Here is a 20101-nt window from a genome sequence, read left to right on the forward strand (position 1 = left end):
AAGCAAAAGTTTATTTTTAACTTTTCCGAAACCAACTTACACAAGTTTGTAACTTAGCATATAGTTCTAAAAAAACTTACTACTTATAAGTAGTATTAAAGCTTACTCAGGATGAAATGTATTTTTTGAGGATATTATGGCAAATTCATTTGACCCCAGGAGAAATCAACCAAGACAAAATTTTGATCAGAATGCTTGGAGATTTGGTGTACAAGTTGCTTTTAGCACTATGGTGTTAGGACTTTGTATTTTTCAGTTGGTGTCGAAACCAAGTAGTGATCAGAATACAGCACTCTACTGGGGTGGGGTGACTAGTGTATTAGCATACTGGTTGCCTTCACCTGGACAGAATAAAGATGATAAAGAGGAGATGACAATTAATACTAGAACGTTTACGGCTACTGACAGTAACGGCCAAGCTGGTCACGATACTGTTTTGGCTCAAACTAATTCCACAACTATAACTACAGACTCTAAAAATTGATATAGCAGGTGAGAGGTGATAGGTTACAGGTTACAGGTGACAATTTTATTGATCAGTTTTTGGGAGTTATAGCAGGGGACAGGTAATAGGTGACAGGTGACAGGGTTAAAAGCTTTGTGGTGTCTAAGTTTTATTATTTATCGATGTCCTAACCAACTTGGCTACTGCTATAACTTCATAGGGAATTTTGTTTACAGCATATTTCATCTGAATGAGGTACATTTTTCTAGCCTCTAGCCTCTAGGCTCTATTAACTCTGTTGATCTCAACTTAAGAAAGATAGTCTTCATCTTCGGGATGATTATCCCAATTAGAAACATTATTAGAACGATAGGCTTCGGCTTTGGTGCGGCGATTTTCCTGGCGTAAAGTTTCTCGTTCTCGTGATGTGAGTTGTTGCTTTTCGGTAATGGGCAAACGTTCTACTGTACGCTTAGAGGATTTCTGTCGCACAAAGGTTTTCCAGGCAGTTTTTATACCCACTACAAAGCTACGAGTCCCAACTTGAAGATTTTGGGCTTGTTTTTTTGCACCATCAATGCTTTGGTCAACTTGTTGAACGACTTGACTAGCACTTTTGACACCTTCACTGACATCATTAGTTAAGTCAGTGATTTCGATACCAGTGGTGCGGATAGAATTTAAAGTAGGTGGTAACTCCCGCGAAAGAGTATCAAAAAACTTTTCAGCACTGCGGGCGGCGCGTGCTACTTCTTGCAATGCGGGTATTGCCGCTACTAAAACAGCAGTTAGGCTGGCGGCGACTAAGAGTAGGGAAAGTCCCAACCAAAATAGGGGGTCTATCACGGCTTATGCTATCTATGAGCGTTCCAAAGGCTGGGGAATTGAATCTGAGTCTTCTTCTGTTGTTTGCCGATGCAAAACTTGACTTTCGCGCTGACTAGCATCAATGCCAGCTGCGATCGCTTCTTTTAGTCTATCTAAAGTTTCATCCCAGTTACGTAATGCGTTAGCAGACAGACGATCTGCCTGAATTTGTACACTTGTTGATAAATCTTCCGCTAATTCTGGGATGGCATCAGCAGACTTTTTCAAAAGTTTACGGGTTTCGCGTCCTGTGCGCGGAGCAATTAGCAAACCGGTTAAAGCACCGATGGTTGCTCCTAGCATCATACCGCCAATAAAGACTCCAGAACGGTTATTAGACATCTGAGTTATTTCTCTCCTTACACTTATTTTAGGTGGCTTGTTTCCCCTTGTATAACCAGAATGATTTTATCGAGTTAATTTATCTTGACAATTGATCAACGAGGAAGGTTGCTGTTGTTTATTCTGGTTTTGGTAACTGTCTTTGTTTGCCCGAAAGAATGAGATTGGCGAATATAGCGTTTACTTAGTCGCTGTCCTAACAATAGCAGACTCACAATTTGCCGCACTTGCTGAAGTTGGGATTGTAGAGATTGATTTCCCAGTCGCAGGTTGCGGATATTTTGCTGACTGATATCCAGATTTTGGGGTGCTTGGGACAGGAGATTCTGGCTACATTGTTCATATGTGGTTAACCTATCAGTTATCCAGGCGATTCTTCCCTTAATTTGCCAGATTTGCCAAGCTACGTAGAAAAGCAATAGGGAGATGAGAGTATTAATAACGACTACTACTGTAACCATTGTTTACATACGTCAGAATTTGATTGATGTTTGGGTGTGGGAGAAGTTGCGATCGCAGATAATAAAATTAATCTGATGGGCAAAATACCGATGGAACCTCTCACCCTCAACATACCACCCGCAGTAGGTTTGACAGACGAGCAGTTTTATCAAATATGTCTAGCCAATGATGAATGGCGCATCGAACTCACTGCCGAAGGAGAATTAATTATTATGCCACCAACTGGCGGCGAAAGCGGTATTAGAAATTCAGGGTTGACAGCTAAACTTTACATTTGGAATGAACAAGCAAAGCTGGGAAAAGTATTTGACTCTTCTACAGAGTTTCGCTTACCAAATGGTGCGTATCGTTCGCCGGATGTTTCTTGGGTGAAGCAAGAAAACTGGGATACACTAACCCCTGAACAAAAAAGACGCTTTCCACCCATTTGCCCTGATTTTGTCATTGAATTGCGCTCCCAAACTGATTCTCTCAAAAAATTGCGAGATAAGATGCTGGAGTATCGAGATAATGGTGCGCGTTTAGGTTGGTTGATTGACCCTTTCACACCTTTAGTAGAAATTTATCGCCCTGGGGTGGAGGTGGAAGTGATTAATTTTGCTGTGGAACAACCACCTGCATTGTCTGGTGAAGATGTATTACCAGGATTTATCTTATCTTTAACTACAATCCTAAATCCTTAATTAGTGGCGGGTGAATCCACCACTAATTGATTCTGACTTCTGAGTTCTTCTGTAACAAGACTTAAAGATGTTCTCAGTGAACCTTGCTCTCCAAAACGAGAATCGGAATATCTAGTGGTTTCCTCCGCAATTAGTCTTACATCTTTAACTTTCTAAATCAGAAGATACAAAAGATATCCGTTAGCAATTCACCAACTCAACTCAGCGAGAATTTTCGGAGGAATTGCGATCGCATTTTTAGTAGTACTCCAAAACGTCAAATGTGCGTTGTCGCTTGATGAACATTAACAGTTTTCATAAATTTTTAACCTATTTCCTGCATATTTCTAGAGAATTGGTCTGAAAGTATTTTATAGAAGATACTCTTCATTCAGCAGTTCTCCATTGCGTCAAGTACATCTCAATAGGGGCATAGAGACACTATGTCTATTTTTTTGTACTTCTTAACGGTGAAAATTGCTGTAAGTTTTTGATTTAATCAAATGGATTGAAGAATGATAAAACCAGTAAGCACCGACATAAAATATGCTTTTCCCTTAATTACTTATCCAGATGGTAGGAAATCTATTTGTATTATTCCTTCAAGATATGTTCAAACAGCATTATCTGAATCAGATTATAAAGATTTAAGCAATGAATTTGGATTAGAAGTAGCCTTGGTTAAAGCTGTGATGGAAGTTGAATCTAATGGTTCTGGATTTTTATTGAAAGAACCATCTCCAGCACGCCCAAAAATTTTGTTTGAAGGGCATTGGTTCTATAAATTAACTCCTAAACCTGTCTCTAAAAGCCGTCCTGATTTGTCTTATCCTAGTTGGGATAAAAGTAAATATAAAGGTGGTTCTGGCGAGTGGGAAAGATTATTAGATGCAATGACATTTGATGAAATTCAGGCTTTAAAAAGCGCATCTTTTGGATTGGGGCAAGTGATGGGGTTTAATTATACTGCTGCGGGTTGTGCTTCGATTCAGCAGTTTATTGAAGAAAACTTTGCTGGAGAGTACTGGCAAGCCCGACATATGATGAATTTTATTGTGAATAATAATCTGCTAGATGAACTAAAGCGAAAAGATTGGGATGGTTTTGCTAGGGGTTACAATGGCCCTGGTTATAAAAAGAATAACTATCATACCAAGTTGGAAGCAGCTTACAAAAAAGCTCTATAGAAAAGTTGGGAGGGTTGAAGGGGTGTAGGTGTTGATTGACACTCTTTCACCCTCTGCCAAACCCTGATTTGCTTGAAATCTGGCTCAAGATAGTTGTTAATTTATGGAAAATATAAATTGTTTGTTACTTAGCACAAAAATATAAAACCGCTTATTATGAGTAAGATTATCATGCAAGCGAGACCAGAGGTTTTGATGATATGGTGGCTGATGTAATAACAGATACAGTTCCCGTAACTGTTTTGACTGGCTATTTGGGTGCAGGCAAAACAACTTTACTCAATCACATTCTCACTTATGAACATGGTAAAAAAGTGGCTGTGATTGTGAATGAATTTGGCGAAGTGGGCATTGATAATCAATTAGTTATTGATGCCGATGAAGAAATATTTGAGATGAATAATGGCTGTATTTGTTGTACAGTCCGTGGTGATTTAATTCGCATCATCGGTAATTTGATGAAGCGACGTGATAAGTTTGACCATTTAGTAATTGAAACTACTGGTTTGGCTGATCCGGCACCAGTAATTCAGACATTCTTTGTCGATGAAGATATGCAGGCGAAACTGTCTTTAGATGCGGTGGTGACAGTGGTGGATGCCAAGCATATTTGGCAACATTGGGAAGCTGATGAAGCTCAAGAACAAATTGCGTTTGCGGATGTTATTTTACTTAATAAAACCGATTTAGTTGCCGCAGAAGAGTTAGAAGAATTAGAAAAGCGGATTCGGGGGATGAATGCGATCGCCAAAATCTATCGCACCCGTAACTCAGAATTAGCAATGGATTCCTTATTGGGTGTGCAAGCTTTTGATTTGAATCGCGCCTTAGAAATTGACCCGAATTTTTTAGGCGAAGATGCCCACGAACATGATGAAAGCGTTTATTCTGTGGCGTTAGTAGCAGCAGGCGCACTCGATGGTGAGAAACTACACGCTTGGATGAGTAAATTATTACAAACTCAAGGCCCTGATATTTTTCGGATGAAGGGCATTTTAAATATTGCGGGGGAAGACAATCGCTTTGTGTTTCAAGGCGTACACATGATATTTGATGGTAGACCCGACAGACCTTGGAAACCCACTGAAACACGAAAAAACGAGTTAGTTTTCATCGGTCGGAATTTAGATGAAGCTAAACTCAAACAAGATTTTTTGGCTTGTCTAGTGTAGAAAGTGCTGAATGCTGAGTCATGTACACTTCGACTTCGCTCAGTGTACATGACTCAGAACCCTAAACCCTTACACCCCTACACCCTACGCCTTTACACCCCTAAACCCTTACACCCTTATTTAATGCTTATCTGACAAAATTGGCTCTGTGGCAACATTACCTAAACGGATGCTGGCTAACAAATCTTGCCATTGTGTGTTCAAGGCTGAATCTTGAGGATTTTCTTGTCTGAGGGTGGCTAGTATTGTGATGGCTTCATGCCAAATACCATTTTGAGCATAGATAGCAAATTGTTGTAAAAGTGTGGCTGTTTGCAGTTCCTTGATAGTTGCTTGACTGAGGTTAACTCGTTTAACTACTCCTTCCACAAAAATAGGAGGTGATGTTTCTTTAGTCTCACAAGCAAAAGTCAAAAACCAACGATATCGTTGATTAACAGCTAATTTGGGAGCATTAGCAGGTAGAGTCACACTAATGATTCCGGGATTTTTTGGCAGTGCTATTGGTTGGTTATACAATTCCTTTGATTGCGGCTGATCTTCTTGCAGGACAAACTTAGCGGGAAGATTATCTTTTTGGGAATACGGCACATAAAACCAAAATGTTGGGTGTGGTGATGTAGTTAATGACCAAACATTGGTAATTGAAGATGGTTCTTTTGTATAAGGTACTAAAGCCGTCAAATCTTGTTGGACTTGGGGACAAGAACCGCGTTTTGCACCACCCAATACCCGACCTCCTGGCGGTGGATCTGCTGGTGGTTTAGGTGGATTAAAATTTACTGTTTGGGATACGGTTTTCATGTTGTAACTAGCCATTGGTATTGGTGTTGCCATTGGCTTTGGGGTTGCTGCTATTGCTAGGGTTTGGCTGGCTAAAACACCTACGTAGCCTAGAGTTAATCCGAGTAATATTTTCATCAGTTCTAAACTCCAGTTGTGTGAGGCTGAGACAGTTGATTTTATCTCTGTAGACTACTGTTTCGGGCGGTTAATTGTTCATGTTTTTAACTCTTTTATCGGCCTTCTGCCTGCTGCCTTTCAACTCCTGCCTTCTTAAATTTTTGCCAAAACTTCGATGGGCAATTTTGGATGGCAATAGTAGTTGTTGTTCCTACCAACAACCAAGCTGAAGGCACAAACGGCACCCATACACCCCAGATTAATAAACCAAGACACAGTAAATAAAGTAAGCCAGAGGTAATACCCAAGGCTAATGCCAACAGGGGTAACTGCCGCCATCGCCAAACTAACAAGCCACCAACCACAGACCAGCCCCAAATCCAAAGTATTTCCCATCCAAAAGGCCACACCGTCAGCAATGGTCGCTGATTTAAGACGGCACTAATAATTTGGCTAATCATGTGTGCCTGAACGATAACTCCGGGCATTTGTGAGTCTAATCTGCTGCTGAATGGTGTCGCCCAATAATCAGGAAAGTCACCTCTAGCTGTCACACCGATTAAAATAATTCGGTCTTTGATGGCGTTAGAGTTCATCGGACTCGATAAAATTTGGGTGAGTGTGACGGTTTCGGCAATTTTCTTGGTAGCGCGATAGTTGAGTAAGGTTTGACCGCTATTGGCATCAATGCCTTGATAGCCGCCACTACGAGACGATAAACGGGGAAAAATGGTATTACCTAACTGTAAATTTCTTTGGGGGGTGAATTTTGGTTCAATTCCCAAGGGTAAAAGATAACGAAATGCCAATTGTGTGCTGAAAGCATAGTCAGCTGAACACAGAGATGCTGTTTCTGGGGTAAAAAACATTAAATGGCGACGCACCACTCCATCGGGATCATGCAGAAAGTCGCTGAATCCTTGCCGATTTTTGGGAATTTCTGGTGGTGGTTCAATGCCTTTGGTCATGACAGTTGAATCACTACCTTTACACACACCAATTAAATTATCAGTTTTTTGCAACCTTTGAGCTAATTCTGGGAGTTCGGCGGGAAAATCACGATAAATATCTAAGCCGATCGCTCGCGGTTGGTATTCTTGTAATTTGATTAGTAGGGCATTAAGTGATTGATCAGATAAAGAAGTTCCCTTCAACACCTGACCGCTACGACGTTGGTTGACTAAATCAGCGTCGTCAATAGTTACAATTAATAGTCGCTGATCTGGGCCTTCATCGGGGCGCGATCGCATCATTTGATCGTAAGCTTGGAGTTCTGCACTTTGGAAAACTCCGAAAAACCGCAGCCCCAAAATTGCTAATGTCATAACGACACTAGAGGCTATACCTAATTTCCAGTGCAATTTGGGGTATTGATGTGAAATTGGAATTGGTTTAATTGTGGGTGTAAGCTGTTGCCAAGTTAGGGGAATTTGGGCGGGATTTTGACAAATTACTGGTAGCCATGTCGCACAGGGAAATCTATCTTCTAAGCCTTGCAAACGTTCCCTGGCTTGACGAACTGCTTGGTATAAAGATTCGCCCCCGGCAAAACTTGTTAAAAAATATTTCAAAAATTCTTGGGCTACTTGGTCGGGGACAGGTTCGCGCATAATCACCATTTGGGGAATATGCAGATCAGCTAATTCTCGCGCTAGTCCTAAACCATCACAGGAGTTAAAAATTGCTAAATGTAAGCCGCGTTCAATGGCTTGTTTGAGGGCATATCTTAACTCGTGAATGCTGAAGCTATCGGTTTTGTTTAAATAAATTCGCCCGGTGGCATCATTTCCCTGACTAGAACTGTGTCCGGCAAAGAATAAAATATCCCAATTTTGCCGCCAGAGAAAATCGTTTAATTCTTGACGCTGTGGTTCTACTAAAAAGGTGATATCGGCATTTTGACATTGTTGTAAAATGGCTAAATCTGCTTGGGTGTCAATGCCTTGACTGTTACCAACGATGGCTAAAATTTTAACTTTTTGGTTTTGCGTGCGGAGTTGGGGGATGCTGTCGTAGGTTGGGGAAGCGATCGCGATTTCTGCTTTAGGATATCGTTCCAGTAATTCCCACAGATGCCAAGGTAATCTCTGCAATTGACTATTATCTGTTTGTAAAATTACCCGTACTTCATCTGTAGGCAGGAGTTTTTCTAGCCATTTTTCCCGCAGTGGCCGAAATTCTTCAGAACGCAACCAAGTATTAAAACGTGCTTGTAAAACATGGGCTAAATCTTGGCAACTTTGGGTAATAGAAACATTTGTGACTTGAATTTTTTCAGCATCTAAGCGAAAGGTATTACCAATTTGACGATAACTTGATTGCCAACGGGTGTAGTATAGCGGCATTTCTGGGCATGGTGGCAGTCTACCAGTGATTTCTGTGGTTGGGCGATCGCTTTCTTCACCAATCTGAAGCGTCACAGCAAACCCTTGGTTAAAACTAACGTCTCCAAATTTCAAAACCACTAACTTAGCCATGACCAATAAAAAATTTTAGATTCTATAGCAAAGTGCTGAGTGCGGATTTTCTAGTCTCTAACCTCTCCGAACCTCATATTTTCTCAAATAATAAATTGTTCTCTAACACTCATATCATCTAACGAAATTTCGACGCTAAATTGTTCTTGAATATCTCCCCGAAATTGCAATTGAATGTAATTATCCGCACTTCGGGCTTGGGCTTCTAAAAATACTGCGCCTGACTCATCTAATACAGTGAGTTTTACACCTTCTGGCAAATAAACTCGATTAGCTGTGGGGTGCAATTGCAAACGGATACTAGTTTGATTTTCTTCTGGGCTAATTTCGACAATCAACATCAAGGGTTGATGAGCTATTTGAATACCCAGATCAATCAGTTTTGCTCGTTTGGTGGTTTGTGAGCGTTGGTTAGCAGATGATTCTTCCGTAGTTACACTACCACGAAAAGCATAATTAGGTCTAGAATCTAACAATTCTCGTAAAGCTTCCACTGTTTGCCAACCTGCATCCACTTGACCGATAAACCATTGACTTAAATTTACTAAAGCTTTAGCTGGAGAAGCTTGTAGTTGGGCGATACGGTCAATTAATGCTTCTAGAGGTTGTAGTTGATGCAATGGTAAAAATTCATCATTCACACTCCGCATAAACCCTAGTATATGGGCTTCATGGAGTGATTCATCTACTTGCACCACCACATAACCTACTCTGTCTTCCCAAGTTTCGGGCGGAATGAAACAAGCTTGTTCGTTTAATTTGACTGGGCGACATTCTAAACGACCGACAGAGGTGATTTCTAAGTCAGCTACGTTACTACATAACTGCATAATTGGGTTCCAACTATCGCCAACGTTGAGGTTGGTGGGAATTTCCATTAATTGAAAATACTCATTCACCACCCAGACAGCCAATGTATTTAATCGTACTTGTTCGGCTTTGGCAGAGTTTGGTTGTTGATGGGCAAATCTTTCAGCCATCTTACAAGCGGCTTGAGTGATAGGCAACGTGATGCCTAGATCATCTACTCTCTGGGTGGTTCGAGTCATAATGTTATACCTAGTGTTCAGGACTGTGCTGTAATATCTATCGCCCAGGCTCAATAAATTTATGCCACAAAATCAAGAAATAAAAGAAATATCCTGATATTTTTGTGTATTTATAAATTTGTGCTATTGCAATGCCAAGATATATAAATTTTTTATGAAGCGGTTGCTATTAATTACAGAAAGATTTGCCCCTGATGTGGGGGGTTTGGCTAGGAGTGCAACAAGGTTAGTGGAGACGCTTTGTCAGTTGGGTGTAGCAGTTGATGTTGTCACCTGGAGTCGTTATCTGCAACCGGGGGAAGTTCTACCACCGGAAAGTATAAATGGCAAATCCCGTGTTTATCGTATTGGGTTATACCGGAATTGGGATATGACTATGCCCCATACTTTAAATGTGCTGGAATGGTTGCATTCTGGTTGGCATTATGATGCAGTGTGGGGGCATTATGTATTTCCAAGCGGTTTTTTAGCAACTTGGTTTGGGGGAATGCAAGGAATACCCAGTACTGTTAGCGCCCGTGGTAATGATATTGATAAAGAAATGTTTCCCCCTGGTGATTTTGCCCGTTTGCAGTGGACATTGCAACAAACTCAAGTCATTACGGCTGTGAGTGCTGATATGTCGCGCAAAATTCAGCTATTGAGTAGGAGAGATGATGTGTTGGTGTTGAAAAATGCTGTAGATACAGAAATTTTTGCGCCTAAGTCGATAATTAGTAGGGAATCTTTAGGAATTGCGCCAGAAGAAGTAGTATTGGGGTTTTGTGGAGAATTGCGGGAGAAGAAAGGACAGCAATTTTTATTAAATGCTTTAACAACGGTACGAAATCAGCGTCCAGCTTGTTTATTGATTATCGGTGAAGTGCGGGCTTCTCAGGAATCTGTGTTGCAAGTTTATGCAACTCAACACCCAGAACATGCACAAAGAATTATTGTGACGGGACATTTACCTGATACCCAAGCAGTGGCGGCGCATTTACAATTGTGTGATGTATATCTCCAGCCTTCACTGTGGGAAGGAATGCCAAATGCACTTTTAGAAGCAATGGCTTGTGGTTGTTGCTGTATTGCTAGTGATGCGGGTGGTATTGCTGAAGTAATTACACATGGTGAAGATGGTTTTATTGTGCCGCGATCGCAACTGCATAAATTAGGTGAAGCTGTTTTAGAATGTTTGACAATGCCCAGCGCCATCAAATCTCAAATTACTCAAGCTGCACGCGATCGCATCCTCAAAGAATATTCTATCCCTCAAGAACAACAGCGCCTGCAAATTGTTCTTGACCGTCTTTTAAAAAACTCAGGGTGAAGAGGGTGTAAGGGTGTAAGGGTGTAAGGGTGTAAAAAGTGATTCTTCTATATTTTAATGCTGCCCTAGTTAGAAGCTTTTAAGTTAAAAGTCAAAAATCAAAATGCAAACTGTCTACCTTGTCTACCTTGTCCCCCTTGTCTCCTTCCTCAATCCCCAACTCAGTATAAGCCTTAATTAAAGCCTCACCTGCAAGTTGCCAAGTATAGTATTGTTCTATTCGCCCTCTAGCATTAGCAGCGAGATAAGTTGCTAATTCTGGTTCACTTTGCAAGCGACAGACTGCATCTTTAATAGCTTTGGCGGAACTGGGTTTAACTAACAAAAAATGTATGCCATCTTCGCCTAGTTCTCGCACTACTGGTAAATCACTAGCAATTACAGGTGTACCTGTTGCCATTCCTTCTAAAATCTTCAGTGGACAGCAGCCTTGAATTAAGTTGCGATCGTTTGGTGTTAAAGGTGCCAAAATCACATCAGCATTATGGATATATTCAACCAATTTTTTCTGTGATATTGGTTCTAATATTTTAACCTGTTCAGCAACTCCTAATTTCACAGCCATTTGTTTTAAATTTTTAATTTGGTCATTTTTGGCTTGTCCAATTACAGTTAAATAAACAGGAATCTCGCGGTTGATTAAAGCTAAAGCTTCAATTGCTAAATTTACACCTTGCCACGGTGACAAAGTACCAAAATATATTAGATTGAGAGATTTTTGGTTTAAATTTTGGCTTTTTCTAGAGTAGGTAAATACATCCAAATCTACCCCATTAGGAATTACTCTAATTTTATTAACTGATATACCTCGACTTTGTAAATATTGCGAGGTAATACTACTGGGTGTGATAATTAAATCTGCTGCTGCTAGACAAATTTGCTCTTGAGTATATAACTTATGTAAAAGCTCATGATCAGCAACAACATTTGGGTAGCGATATTTTAGCTCTATAGAAGGTAAACCATTCACTTCAAAAATTAATTTTTGATAATATCGATGTTTGTTTTGTGCAATCACCAAACCTTCATAAATTGACCGTATATGTATAACTTGAAATTGCTTATCTTGTAACCATATTTTTAATAAATAACGAAAATTCAAAATTCGCTGAATCAAATTATCGCCGCAAGCAGCTAAAGCTGTGTGTGTAACTTGCGGATAAATCTCTTGACTATCTATACATTGTCTGGTTGGTGAAACTGTTACTAACTGGATGCCATTAAAAGCAGTTCCTAAAGTTTGAGCAAAAGCTGTAATATGAATTGCTGCTCCTTTTGGTGCGGGTACAGTATCAAAGGAAATATAAGCTATTTTTGATTGCTTCATAAATTTATAGATAACAGGTGGGCATTTTTAGCTAAACTTTCAATTAACCTAGAATATAGTAGTAAATACCAACCTTACACATACTTCCAATACAAGATACAATTGCTGTATTTTAATAATTGATTATCATCAAGGCAAAACCAAAGTATAATTTATTAAAAAATATTGCAAAATATTGAAATTAATTTAAAAATTACTTTTTTTAATAAAAACCAAATAAATTTTATTCAAGCTGCTTTAGTTGTAAATAATTATGCCTATTGATGTAAAACAATTCCGGCAAAACTTGACTTATACAGCGCAAGCATCAATTAAGCAAGTAATTGCTGATTTGCAAGAGATAGCAGAGATTGATCACCTCGCCGAACTGAAACAAAAGGAATATGGCAAAAAGGCATTAAATTACTTTTGGGGAATATTAATTGCCGTTATTTTCATAATTGTCATCTCTATCATTACACCTAATGATCAATTATTAGGTGTGCTGATACTCTTATTAACTTTAGCAATTGTTGGGCTGGCGATCGCTTTTATTTTGGCATTATTCAAGCGGTCAAAATTTGGCAGAATCAACGTGATTAATTATCGCTACCAGTCTACACAAAGAATCTTACAAATGTTAGCGAGAGATATGGATAGCAATGCAAACATTAATTTGCATCTATCTTTTAAAATAACTGAAAAAAACGAGCATCAAACGAGTACAACACCCCACCCTAGTAAACCTGGTTGGCAAATAGATAATTATCAACATGAATGGATGAAAATTGAAGGACAGTTTTTAGACAAGACTCGCTTTGAATTATCTGCTACTTCTTTATCTAAAAAGCAACACGGATGGAAACGTGGTAGCAGTGGTAAAAGTAAATATAAATCAAAAATTAAGTCTGGAGGATTAGATATTCACTTAGATATGGTCTATTCTCAGCGTCGCTATGGCGCAATCAAAGTTTTAAACGATGAAATTGATGGAGCATTAAAATTACCAAAATTATCTAATCTGCGAAACTTAAGATTAACAGATAAATCTATGCAGCTTGCCGTCAGGATAGCACCTAATGTCGCTGACAATCAAGAGGAAATTTATCAAACAGTTACAGCAATGTTTTTAAGTCTTTATCAAGTATTGAATCTAGCAAAGGCCTTGTCTAAATAAGTACAGCATTTTTCAGTTGAGTACAGTACAAGTTTATAGGAGCTAGAGGCTAGATGAATGTACTTTATTGGAGTGAAAAACGCTGTAAAAAAATCCTAAAATAATTTATAAACATCTTTCTCCCTTGTCTACCATGTCATCCTTGTCTCCCTTGTCTCTGTTGTTTACATATCAAATAGAAATACTATAGTGATCAAGATACTACAATAGACTGATAATGATTAAACCAACTTAAAAGTAGGTGAAATATGCAGTTAGAAATCAAACCACACCATTACACACCTGAAGAATATTTAGAACTGGAAGAGAAAGCAGAATTTAGGAATGAATATCGTGATGGAGAAATTATTCCCATGACTGGTGGTACTACTAATCATAATAAAATCGCTTTGAATTTAGCTGTATTTCTAAAAATGATATTGAGAGGTCAAGATTATGAAATCTATATCAGTGATGTCCGCTTATGGATTCCTCGATATCGCCAGTATACTTATCCAGATGTGATGGTAATTGACGGAGAACCTGTGTATACAGGAACAAATACGACTACTGTGATGAACCCTTGTTTAATTACCGAAGTTTTATCGAAATCAACTAAAAACTATGACCAAGGTGATAAATTTACTTATTATCGCTCAATTCCTGAGTTTAAGGAATATATTTTAATTGACCAGTATAACTATCATGTTATGCAGTATGTTAAAACTGCTGAAGGTCAATGGTTATTTACAGAGACTGAAACTCAATCAGCAACTTTATCAATTCAAACACTTAATGTTGAAATTGCATTGAGTGATATTTATGAACGAGTTAATTTTGCTGACAACAATGAAGAAAGCTAAACTAAATCTATGAAAAATAGAGTTTTAAAAATTGCAACTTTAGTTTTTTTAATTACCGCCATTTTAGGCTGTAGCAATGCAAGTAACAAGACTGTAGAACAGCCAAATCAAGTAAATAGTTCTCCTGTGGCTGAAAATACAACTAATGTAGCCACACAGACTGATAAAATTAAAATTAAAACCGAAACTGGGACAGATTTATTTGAACTTAAGCCGCAAGCAGATGGTGCTAAATTAGTTGATGGAAAAGAACAAGAAATAGCTAGAATTAAATCAGAAAAATCTGGTAAATTAAAATTTAAAAATCCAGCTGATAAAACTTTAGGTTATGTAGTCACAGAAAAAGGCTCTTGGAAGTTAGAAAATTCCAGCCAAAACCAAGATTTATATAGTTTGATAAAGCAGAATAATGGTGATTATAACCTAGAAGATTCAGGAAAAAAATTAGTTTATCAGATTAAATCAAATGATAAAGGTATCGAAATTTTAAACTCTAATAAACAGCTAGTTTATCAAGTCAGAATTAAAGAAGGTAAGACTGCTTTAAGAAATCCAGCAGGTAAAACTGTGTTTTATACTAAATCGAGCATTTCACCAATTGCATTTGCTTGTTTTGGGTTTGATGTTCTCAACCGCGAACAGCAAGCAGCTTTGGCTTATGCTGTCAATTTAACCGGAGGACAATAGACTTTGCAAATACAGCTAACTTGGATAGATCCAAATACAGGCGATCGCAGAGAACCACTCTTAGAAACTCCAGTGGCTATTGGTAAACAATTTGATGCTATGCCACAGCAAATTCATGCACAAAGAGTTTCTCGAATAGTTATCGAGGATGACTTAATTGCAGATTACCATGCTTTAATTGACTGGCAAAATCAAGAGTTAACAATTATTAACCAAAATACAAATAATTCTATCAAAATTAACAATGCTCAGTTAACTAATGGTATCCTGCAAAATGGCGATCGCATTCAAATTGGCAGTTGTGAAATTGTCGTCAACTTTGCAAATCTAGGAGAGTGCGATCGCATGGTAGGCTTTTTATTTAAACGCCGTTGTGGACGCACCGATAGAACCAACTGCCCTGATTGTAATGCGTCTTATGATGATGATTATGCCTATTATCCCGAATATGGTAGTTACCGTTACTGGGGTAGTAGTTACTATCATGACCGCGATAACTATTCTTATGACCCTGAAACCGGTAATGTAGACTTTACCGAAGCCGATGCTGTCAGTTTTGAAACAGAAAGAGATAGCGATTTTGAAACCAATATGGGAGCAAGTTGAATATGAAGGGAGTGGGGAGTAAGGAGTAAGGAGTAAGGAGTAAGGAGTAAGGAGTAAGGAGTAAGGAGTAAGGAGTAGGGAATTATTAGTTAATAACAAATGACAAATGACAAATGACAAATGACAATTAACAATTGATAATTGACAAACACTTGGTTAATTTACGCCCTTGGGGGTGGTTGGGGACATTTAAATCGCGCTTTGGCTTTGGGGAGAATTGCCGCCAAAGATAGAAAAGTTACGATTATTACTAACAGTCCCTACGCCTTAAACATCAATCATGAAAATTGCATAGTAAACTATATTTCTGAACAGGCTGGTTTTTCTGCAACTTGTCAGCAAATACGAGAAATCATCTTGAATACTCAATGCGATCGCCTAATTATAGACACTTTTCCTAGAGGCTTAGGCGGTGAATTAGCAGACATCTTACCGCAGTTGCAAGCCATACCCCGCATTTTAATTCATCGAGATATCAACCCAGAGTATGTTACTGCTAAAAATTTGCGGTCTTTTGTCGCCCAGCACTACGATACAGTAATTGTTCCCGGCGAAGGGCAAGATTTACCCTTAGCTGACTTACCCAATGTGGAATATACAGCGCCTTGGTTAATTCGCAACTGTGAAGAATTACCGGATAAAATAAGTGTGCGATCGCATATTCTCAAAGTTAACCCAGATATCAAAACAATTCTAGTTTGTGCAGCCGGGAACGCTTCAGAATTGTCTTTCTTTGCCCAACTCACTCTGCTTTTACAGCAAAATTTCCCCCATTGTGCAGTCAGAATTTTAGCTGCTAATTGTCCCGCAGATATTCCCGAAACTTTATGGATATCACACCATCCAGGAATTGAATGTCTAGCCGCCGCAGATGTTGTTGTTGGGGGTGCAGGATACAACACAGTTTACGAATGTGCGGCTGTGGGTGTACCTTTGGTAGCATTTGCCTTTAAAAGATTGTACGATCGCCAAGCCAAAAGAGCTAATCAAGTTTACAGTGTGCGAAGTTTAGCAGAAACAATAGCCATCGTCAAAATACTTCTCAACAAATTAGAAATAGCCAACAATTTCTCTAGACCAAGTTATATTAACGGTGCTGTACAAGCAGCAAATCATATCCAAAGTTATTAATCACGGTTCATACTGAATTTGATATCAACTGCTATTTTGAACAATGGCAATGTTCACCATAACTAGATACAACAGTGGATTCAAAGATAGCCAAACACTATAGCAGTAGCCAAGTTGGTTAGGACATTGATAAATCATGAGACTTAGACATCATAAAGCTTTTAACTCTGTCACCTGTCACCTATTACCTGTCCCCTGCAATACATCATTTTTTGAGAGATGTACTATCAAGAGATTACTGTGGCGATCGCATCTAATAGTTGTTGCGGTTCAATTGGTTTAGCTAGATGTGCTTGAAATCCCGCCGCGAGGATTTGCTGTTGATTTGTCTCCCCGGCAAAAGCAGTCAAAGCGATCGCAGGAATCTCTCGATTAAATTGCGGTAGTAGATGACGCACTTGATGAATAAAAGTGTAGCCGTCCATATCTGGCATTCCGATATCACTGATCAACAAATCGAATGGTGTTGTGGCTAACAAAGGCAGGGCTTTGTTAGGAGATAATACTTCTTTGACAAGTGCGCCTTCTTGTTCCAGTAAAACCTTTACCAGTTCTAGGGAATCAGGTTCATCATCGACCACAACCACGCGGAGATTTTCTATGGTTAGTGTTGGAGAGTTGGAGTCATCAGGGGTATGGAGATTTGACGCAGACATTAAGGGCAACTTTAACGTAAAGGTTGCCCCTTGCCCTTCTCCGGCACTGGTGGCATTGATAATCCCTCCATGTGCTTCAATTATTTGACGCGCGATCGCCAAACCCAGTCCTAACCCCCCAAAACTGCGAGTTGTTGAACTATCCTGCTGTTGGAATAATTCAAATACATAAGGCAGAAATTCTGGTTTGATGCCCTTACCAGTATCACTAACTTGAATTTGTGCATGGCTATCAATACCAGTGAGTTGTACTGTCACCTGTCCACCGTTGGGGGTGAATTTTATGGCATTTGACAGTAAGTTCCAGATAACTTGTTGTAATCTGACTGCATCCCCTCTCACATAAGCTTCTAATGTCTGAAGCCGTACCTCTAATTTAATAGCTTTTGCCTGTGCTGCTAAATTCACAGTTTCTAAAGCCGCAGTGATGGGTTCTGATAAATTCACAACTCCAAAACTGAGGGAAAGTTGACCACGAATGATGCGGGAGATATCGAGGAGATCATCAATTAGTTGCGCTTGTTGTTTGGCATTACGCTCAATAGTAATTAAGCCATGCTGGAGTTTTTCGGCATTCATCTTGGGTGATTGCAGTATTTTTGCCCAACCCAAAATCGGGTTGAGGGGCGTTCGCAATTCATGGGAGAGAATCGCTAAAAATTCATCTTTCATCCGATTGGCGCGTTCGGCGGCTTCCCGTGCGGCTTGTTCCTGTTGAAATAATTTTTCTTGCTGGGCTTCTATGGCTTTGCGATCGCTAATATTCTTAAATAAAATGGCAACTTTACGGTTTTCTGCCCGTTCAATGGGGAAGGCATAAACCTCAAACCAGCGATTCATAACTTCAGAGCCATTTTCAAAGCGCACAGGTTCACAGGTAAGGGCAACTCTGCCATAAGTGTCAAACCAAAATTCTTCTAAATTAGGAAGAAGTTGCCGCGCTGTTTTACCAACTGCCTGTTTAAGTCCGGTTTCTCGCTCAAAAGCAGGGTTAATTTCTAAAAAGCAATAATCAACTGGTTTGTTGTTTTCATCAAACAACATTTCAATTACACAAAAACCGTCTTCCATCGTCTTAAACAGGGTGCGATAACGTTCTTCCGAACGACGCAGGGCTAACTCGGATTTTTTGTGTTCGGTAATATCGCGGTTTGTTTCTAAAACTAGTTTCTGTCCGTTCGTTTCAATTAATTGCTGACGACTCTCTACAATTACTTGTTGTCCAGTTTTTGTGGTATGTTTTAACTCTCCTGTCCATTGGCGATCGCGTTCAAGGATGGCAAGACGTTCCGCTAGAGGTAAAGGGTGAATTGTCTGGAGTAAAGTATGGCTACTCTGCCCCATTGCTTGTTCTTTGGTATAACTGTACAGTTGCTCACAACCCTGATTCCAACTAACAATCCCTCCATCCAAGTGCCACACCAGTATCGGTTCATAAGACAACTCAATGAGTAATTTGAACTGGCGTAGTTGTTCCTCGGTGCGTTTGCGTTCGGTAATCTCTTCACAAACGATACTGACACCAATCACACGTTCTCCGTCCTTCAACGGCAAAAATTTTTCTAACCAAACCCGTTCTACTCCCGGTTGTGCGGGAGTTTCCCCACGAATTTCGACGTTAAGTAATGGTTCTCCTGTGTCAAAAATCGGACGGATTAATTGTTCGGCTGCATTGGCAAGATCAGGGAGTAACTCTTGCACTGTACACCCAATATGTTCTTCTACAGAAAACCCATTAATTTCTGCTAATCGCTGGTTAATTCGCACATACCGCAGGTCAGAATCGAGAACACTCAAGCCAATTGGGGCAGACTGGTAGATAGTTTCAATTTCCGTTAATTGCTGTTGCAAAGTTGCCCGACTTGATTCTAATTCAGCTTCTAGTCGCTGACGTTCTGTGATGTCTGCCGTGATCCCAATCAGGCGAATTAACTGTCCTTGCTGGTCAAAAAATCCGCGTCCACTTTCCTCGAAGGTGATGATTTGCTCATCTGGGCGCACTAGTCGATAGGTAATTTTGTAACTGCTATTCTCAGGTGTGAGTGTCTGTATAATTCCGATAAAGCGATCGCGATCGTCAGGATGGACACGCTGAAAAAAATTTGTGCCTGTGTCTTGTTGCGCTGATGATGGAGTTAACCCTAAAATCACACCACATTGAGGCGATCGCTTGACTGCATCGGTGCTTACATCCCATTCAAAGGTATAGATCCGGGCAACTTCCATTGCTAATTGGTTGCGTTCTTCACTCTCCCGCAGTGCGGCATTTACCTGTTCTAACTCAGCAGTCCGTTCGGCAATGCGCTGTTCTAGTTCCTGGTTGCTTTGTTGTAGGGTAACTTCCGTCTGTTTTTGCTGGGTGATGTCTCGCGCCACGCAGTAAATTACACCCCTGTTAACTTGTGGTGATGCTGTCCACTCTAGCCAGCGATCATCTCCATCTTTTGTCCGGTAACGATTCTCAAAATTGAGTGTGGGTATACCTGTCTTGACTTTCTCCATTTCTGCCAAGGTGGCAACATGGTCGTCTGGATGCACAAAATCCAAGAAAGGACGGGCTAAAAATTCTGCTTCTGAGTAACCAAGGATTTGAGTAAATGCCGGGTTGATTCGCCGAAAGTATCCGTCCAGACCGATTACTGACAGCAGATCAAGCGATCGCTCAAAGAAAAAGGCTTCTTCGGATAACGCCAATCCATTTACAGGCGAGACAACAGGATCTTCACAAGTCATAACATCAATTACGCTGGAGAAACAGCGAAATAACAGCCAAGCCACAATCTAAAACAAGTATTCATTACAGAGTGATCGCCGAAGTTTC

The 20101-nt window shown here is 39.8% G+C and carries 18 protein-coding genes; 10 read left to right on the forward strand and 8 right to left on the reverse strand.

The window, feature by feature from the left end; all coding sequences use genetic code 11:
- Nucleotides 1–136: 136 nt before the first annotated feature.
- Nucleotides 137–484 (forward strand): hypothetical protein, encoded by a 348-nt coding sequence (locus tag H6G75_RS15725; protein WP_190980964.1) that lies wholly within the window; start codon nt 137–139, stop codon nt 482–484.
- A 270-nt stretch (nt 485–754) separates the two neighbouring features.
- Here the strand turns inward: H6G75_RS15725 and H6G75_RS15730 are convergent, their stop codons facing one another.
- The 3 genes from H6G75_RS15730 to H6G75_RS15740 form a co-directional block, all read right to left on the reverse strand.
- On the reverse strand, nt 755–1291 hold the full coding sequence (locus H6G75_RS15730; protein WP_190980965.1) for a hypothetical protein: 537 nt from the start codon (nt 1289–1291) through the stop codon (nt 755–757).
- Between the two features lie 12 nt (nt 1292–1303).
- Entirely contained in the window at nt 1304–1654 is a 351-nt protein-coding gene (locus tag H6G75_RS15735; RefSeq protein WP_190594683.1) for a YtxH domain-containing protein, read from the reverse strand.
- A 95-nt stretch (nt 1655–1749) separates the two neighbouring features.
- Nucleotides 1750–2115, reverse strand: a complete 366-nt coding sequence (locus H6G75_RS15740; protein ID WP_190980966.1) for a hypothetical protein — start codon at nt 2113–2115, stop codon at nt 1750–1752.
- A 90-nt stretch (nt 2116–2205) separates the two neighbouring features.
- Here H6G75_RS15740 and H6G75_RS15745 point away from each other — a divergent pair, with 90 nt between their 5' ends.
- The 3 genes from H6G75_RS15745 (at nt 2206) to H6G75_RS15755 (ending at nt 5137) form a co-directional block, all read left to right on the forward strand.
- The gene (locus H6G75_RS15745; RefSeq protein WP_190981019.1) at nt 2206–2799 is read left to right on the forward strand and encodes a Uma2 family endonuclease; all 594 of its coding nucleotides are present in this window, start codon (nt 2206–2208) and stop codon (nt 2797–2799) included.
- Between the two features lie 494 nt (nt 2800–3293).
- Nucleotides 3294–3965 (forward strand): N-acetylmuramidase family protein, encoded by a 672-nt coding sequence (locus tag H6G75_RS15750; RefSeq protein ID WP_190980967.1) that lies wholly within the window; start codon nt 3294–3296, stop codon nt 3963–3965.
- A 200-nt stretch (nt 3966–4165) separates the two neighbouring features.
- Nucleotides 4166–5137, forward strand: coding sequence for a GTP-binding protein (locus H6G75_RS15755; RefSeq protein WP_190980968.1), 972 nt, complete (start codon nt 4166–4168; stop codon nt 5135–5137).
- Nucleotides 5138–5257: 120 nt separating this feature from the next.
- On the opposite strand, the gene H6G75_RS15760 is transcribed toward H6G75_RS15755, so the two are convergent.
- From H6G75_RS15760 to H6G75_RS15770, 3 genes are all read right to left on the reverse strand, one after another.
- The gene (locus tag H6G75_RS15760; protein ID WP_190980969.1) at nt 5258–6058 is read right to left on the reverse strand and encodes a DUF928 domain-containing protein; all 801 of its coding nucleotides are present in this window, start codon (nt 6056–6058) and stop codon (nt 5258–5260) included.
- Between the two features lie 95 nt (nt 6059–6153).
- Nucleotides 6154–8517, reverse strand: coding sequence for a CHASE2 domain-containing protein (locus tag H6G75_RS15765; protein WP_190980970.1), 2364 nt, complete (start codon nt 8515–8517; stop codon nt 6154–6156).
- A gap of 83 nt (nt 8518–8600) precedes the next feature.
- Nucleotides 8601–9566, reverse strand: coding sequence for a DUF1822 family protein (locus H6G75_RS15770; RefSeq protein WP_190980971.1), 966 nt, complete (start codon nt 9564–9566; stop codon nt 8601–8603).
- A gap of 154 nt (nt 9567–9720) precedes the next feature.
- Between H6G75_RS15770 and H6G75_RS15775 the strand changes: the two genes are divergently transcribed.
- Nucleotides 9721–10875 (forward strand): glycosyltransferase, encoded by a 1155-nt coding sequence (locus tag H6G75_RS15775; RefSeq protein WP_190980972.1) that lies wholly within the window; start codon nt 9721–9723, stop codon nt 10873–10875.
- Between the two features lie 91 nt (nt 10876–10966).
- Here H6G75_RS15775 and H6G75_RS15780 read toward each other — a convergent pair whose 3' ends face one another.
- Nucleotides 10967–12202 (reverse strand): glycosyltransferase family 4 protein, encoded by a 1236-nt coding sequence (locus H6G75_RS15780; RefSeq protein ID WP_190980973.1) that lies wholly within the window; start codon nt 12200–12202, stop codon nt 10967–10969.
- Nucleotides 12203–12455: 253 nt separating this feature from the next.
- Here H6G75_RS15780 and H6G75_RS15785 point away from each other — a divergent pair, with 253 nt between their 5' ends.
- The 5 genes from H6G75_RS15785 (at nt 12456) to H6G75_RS15805 (ending at nt 16624) form a co-directional block, all read left to right on the forward strand.
- Nucleotides 12456–13358, forward strand: coding sequence for a hypothetical protein (locus H6G75_RS15785; RefSeq protein WP_190980974.1), 903 nt, complete (start codon nt 12456–12458; stop codon nt 13356–13358).
- 248 nt (nt 13359–13606) lie between these two features.
- Nucleotides 13607–14200 carry a Uma2 family endonuclease gene (locus H6G75_RS15790; RefSeq protein WP_190980975.1) on the forward strand — a complete coding sequence of 198 codons (594 nt, stop codon included), beginning with the start codon at nt 13607–13609 and terminating at the stop codon, nt 14198–14200.
- A gap of 9 nt (nt 14201–14209) precedes the next feature.
- The gene (locus tag H6G75_RS15795) at nt 14210–14887 is read left to right on the forward strand and encodes a hypothetical protein (protein WP_190980976.1); all 678 of its coding nucleotides are present in this window, start codon (nt 14210–14212) and stop codon (nt 14885–14887) included.
- Nucleotides 14888–14890: 3 nt separating this feature from the next.
- Nucleotides 14891–15493 (forward strand): FHA domain-containing protein, encoded by a 603-nt coding sequence (locus H6G75_RS15800; RefSeq protein WP_190980977.1) that lies wholly within the window; start codon nt 14891–14893, stop codon nt 15491–15493.
- Nucleotides 15494–15634: 141 nt separating this feature from the next.
- Nucleotides 15635–16624, forward strand: a complete 990-nt coding sequence (locus H6G75_RS15805) for a glycosyltransferase (RefSeq protein ID WP_190980978.1) — start codon at nt 15635–15637, stop codon at nt 16622–16624.
- A 227-nt stretch (nt 16625–16851) separates the two neighbouring features.
- Here the strand turns inward: H6G75_RS15805 and H6G75_RS15810 are convergent, their stop codons facing one another.
- Nucleotides 16852–20013: a PAS domain S-box protein gene (locus tag H6G75_RS15810; protein WP_190980979.1), complete on the reverse strand. Its 3162-nt coding sequence runs from the start codon at nt 20011–20013 to the stop codon at nt 16852–16854.
- Nucleotides 20014–20101: the final 88 nt, after the last annotated feature.

This window comes from Nostoc sp. FACHB-280 (assembly GCF_014697615.1).
Lineage (GTDB): Bacteria > Cyanobacteriota > Cyanobacteriia > Cyanobacteriales > Nostocaceae > Nostoc_B.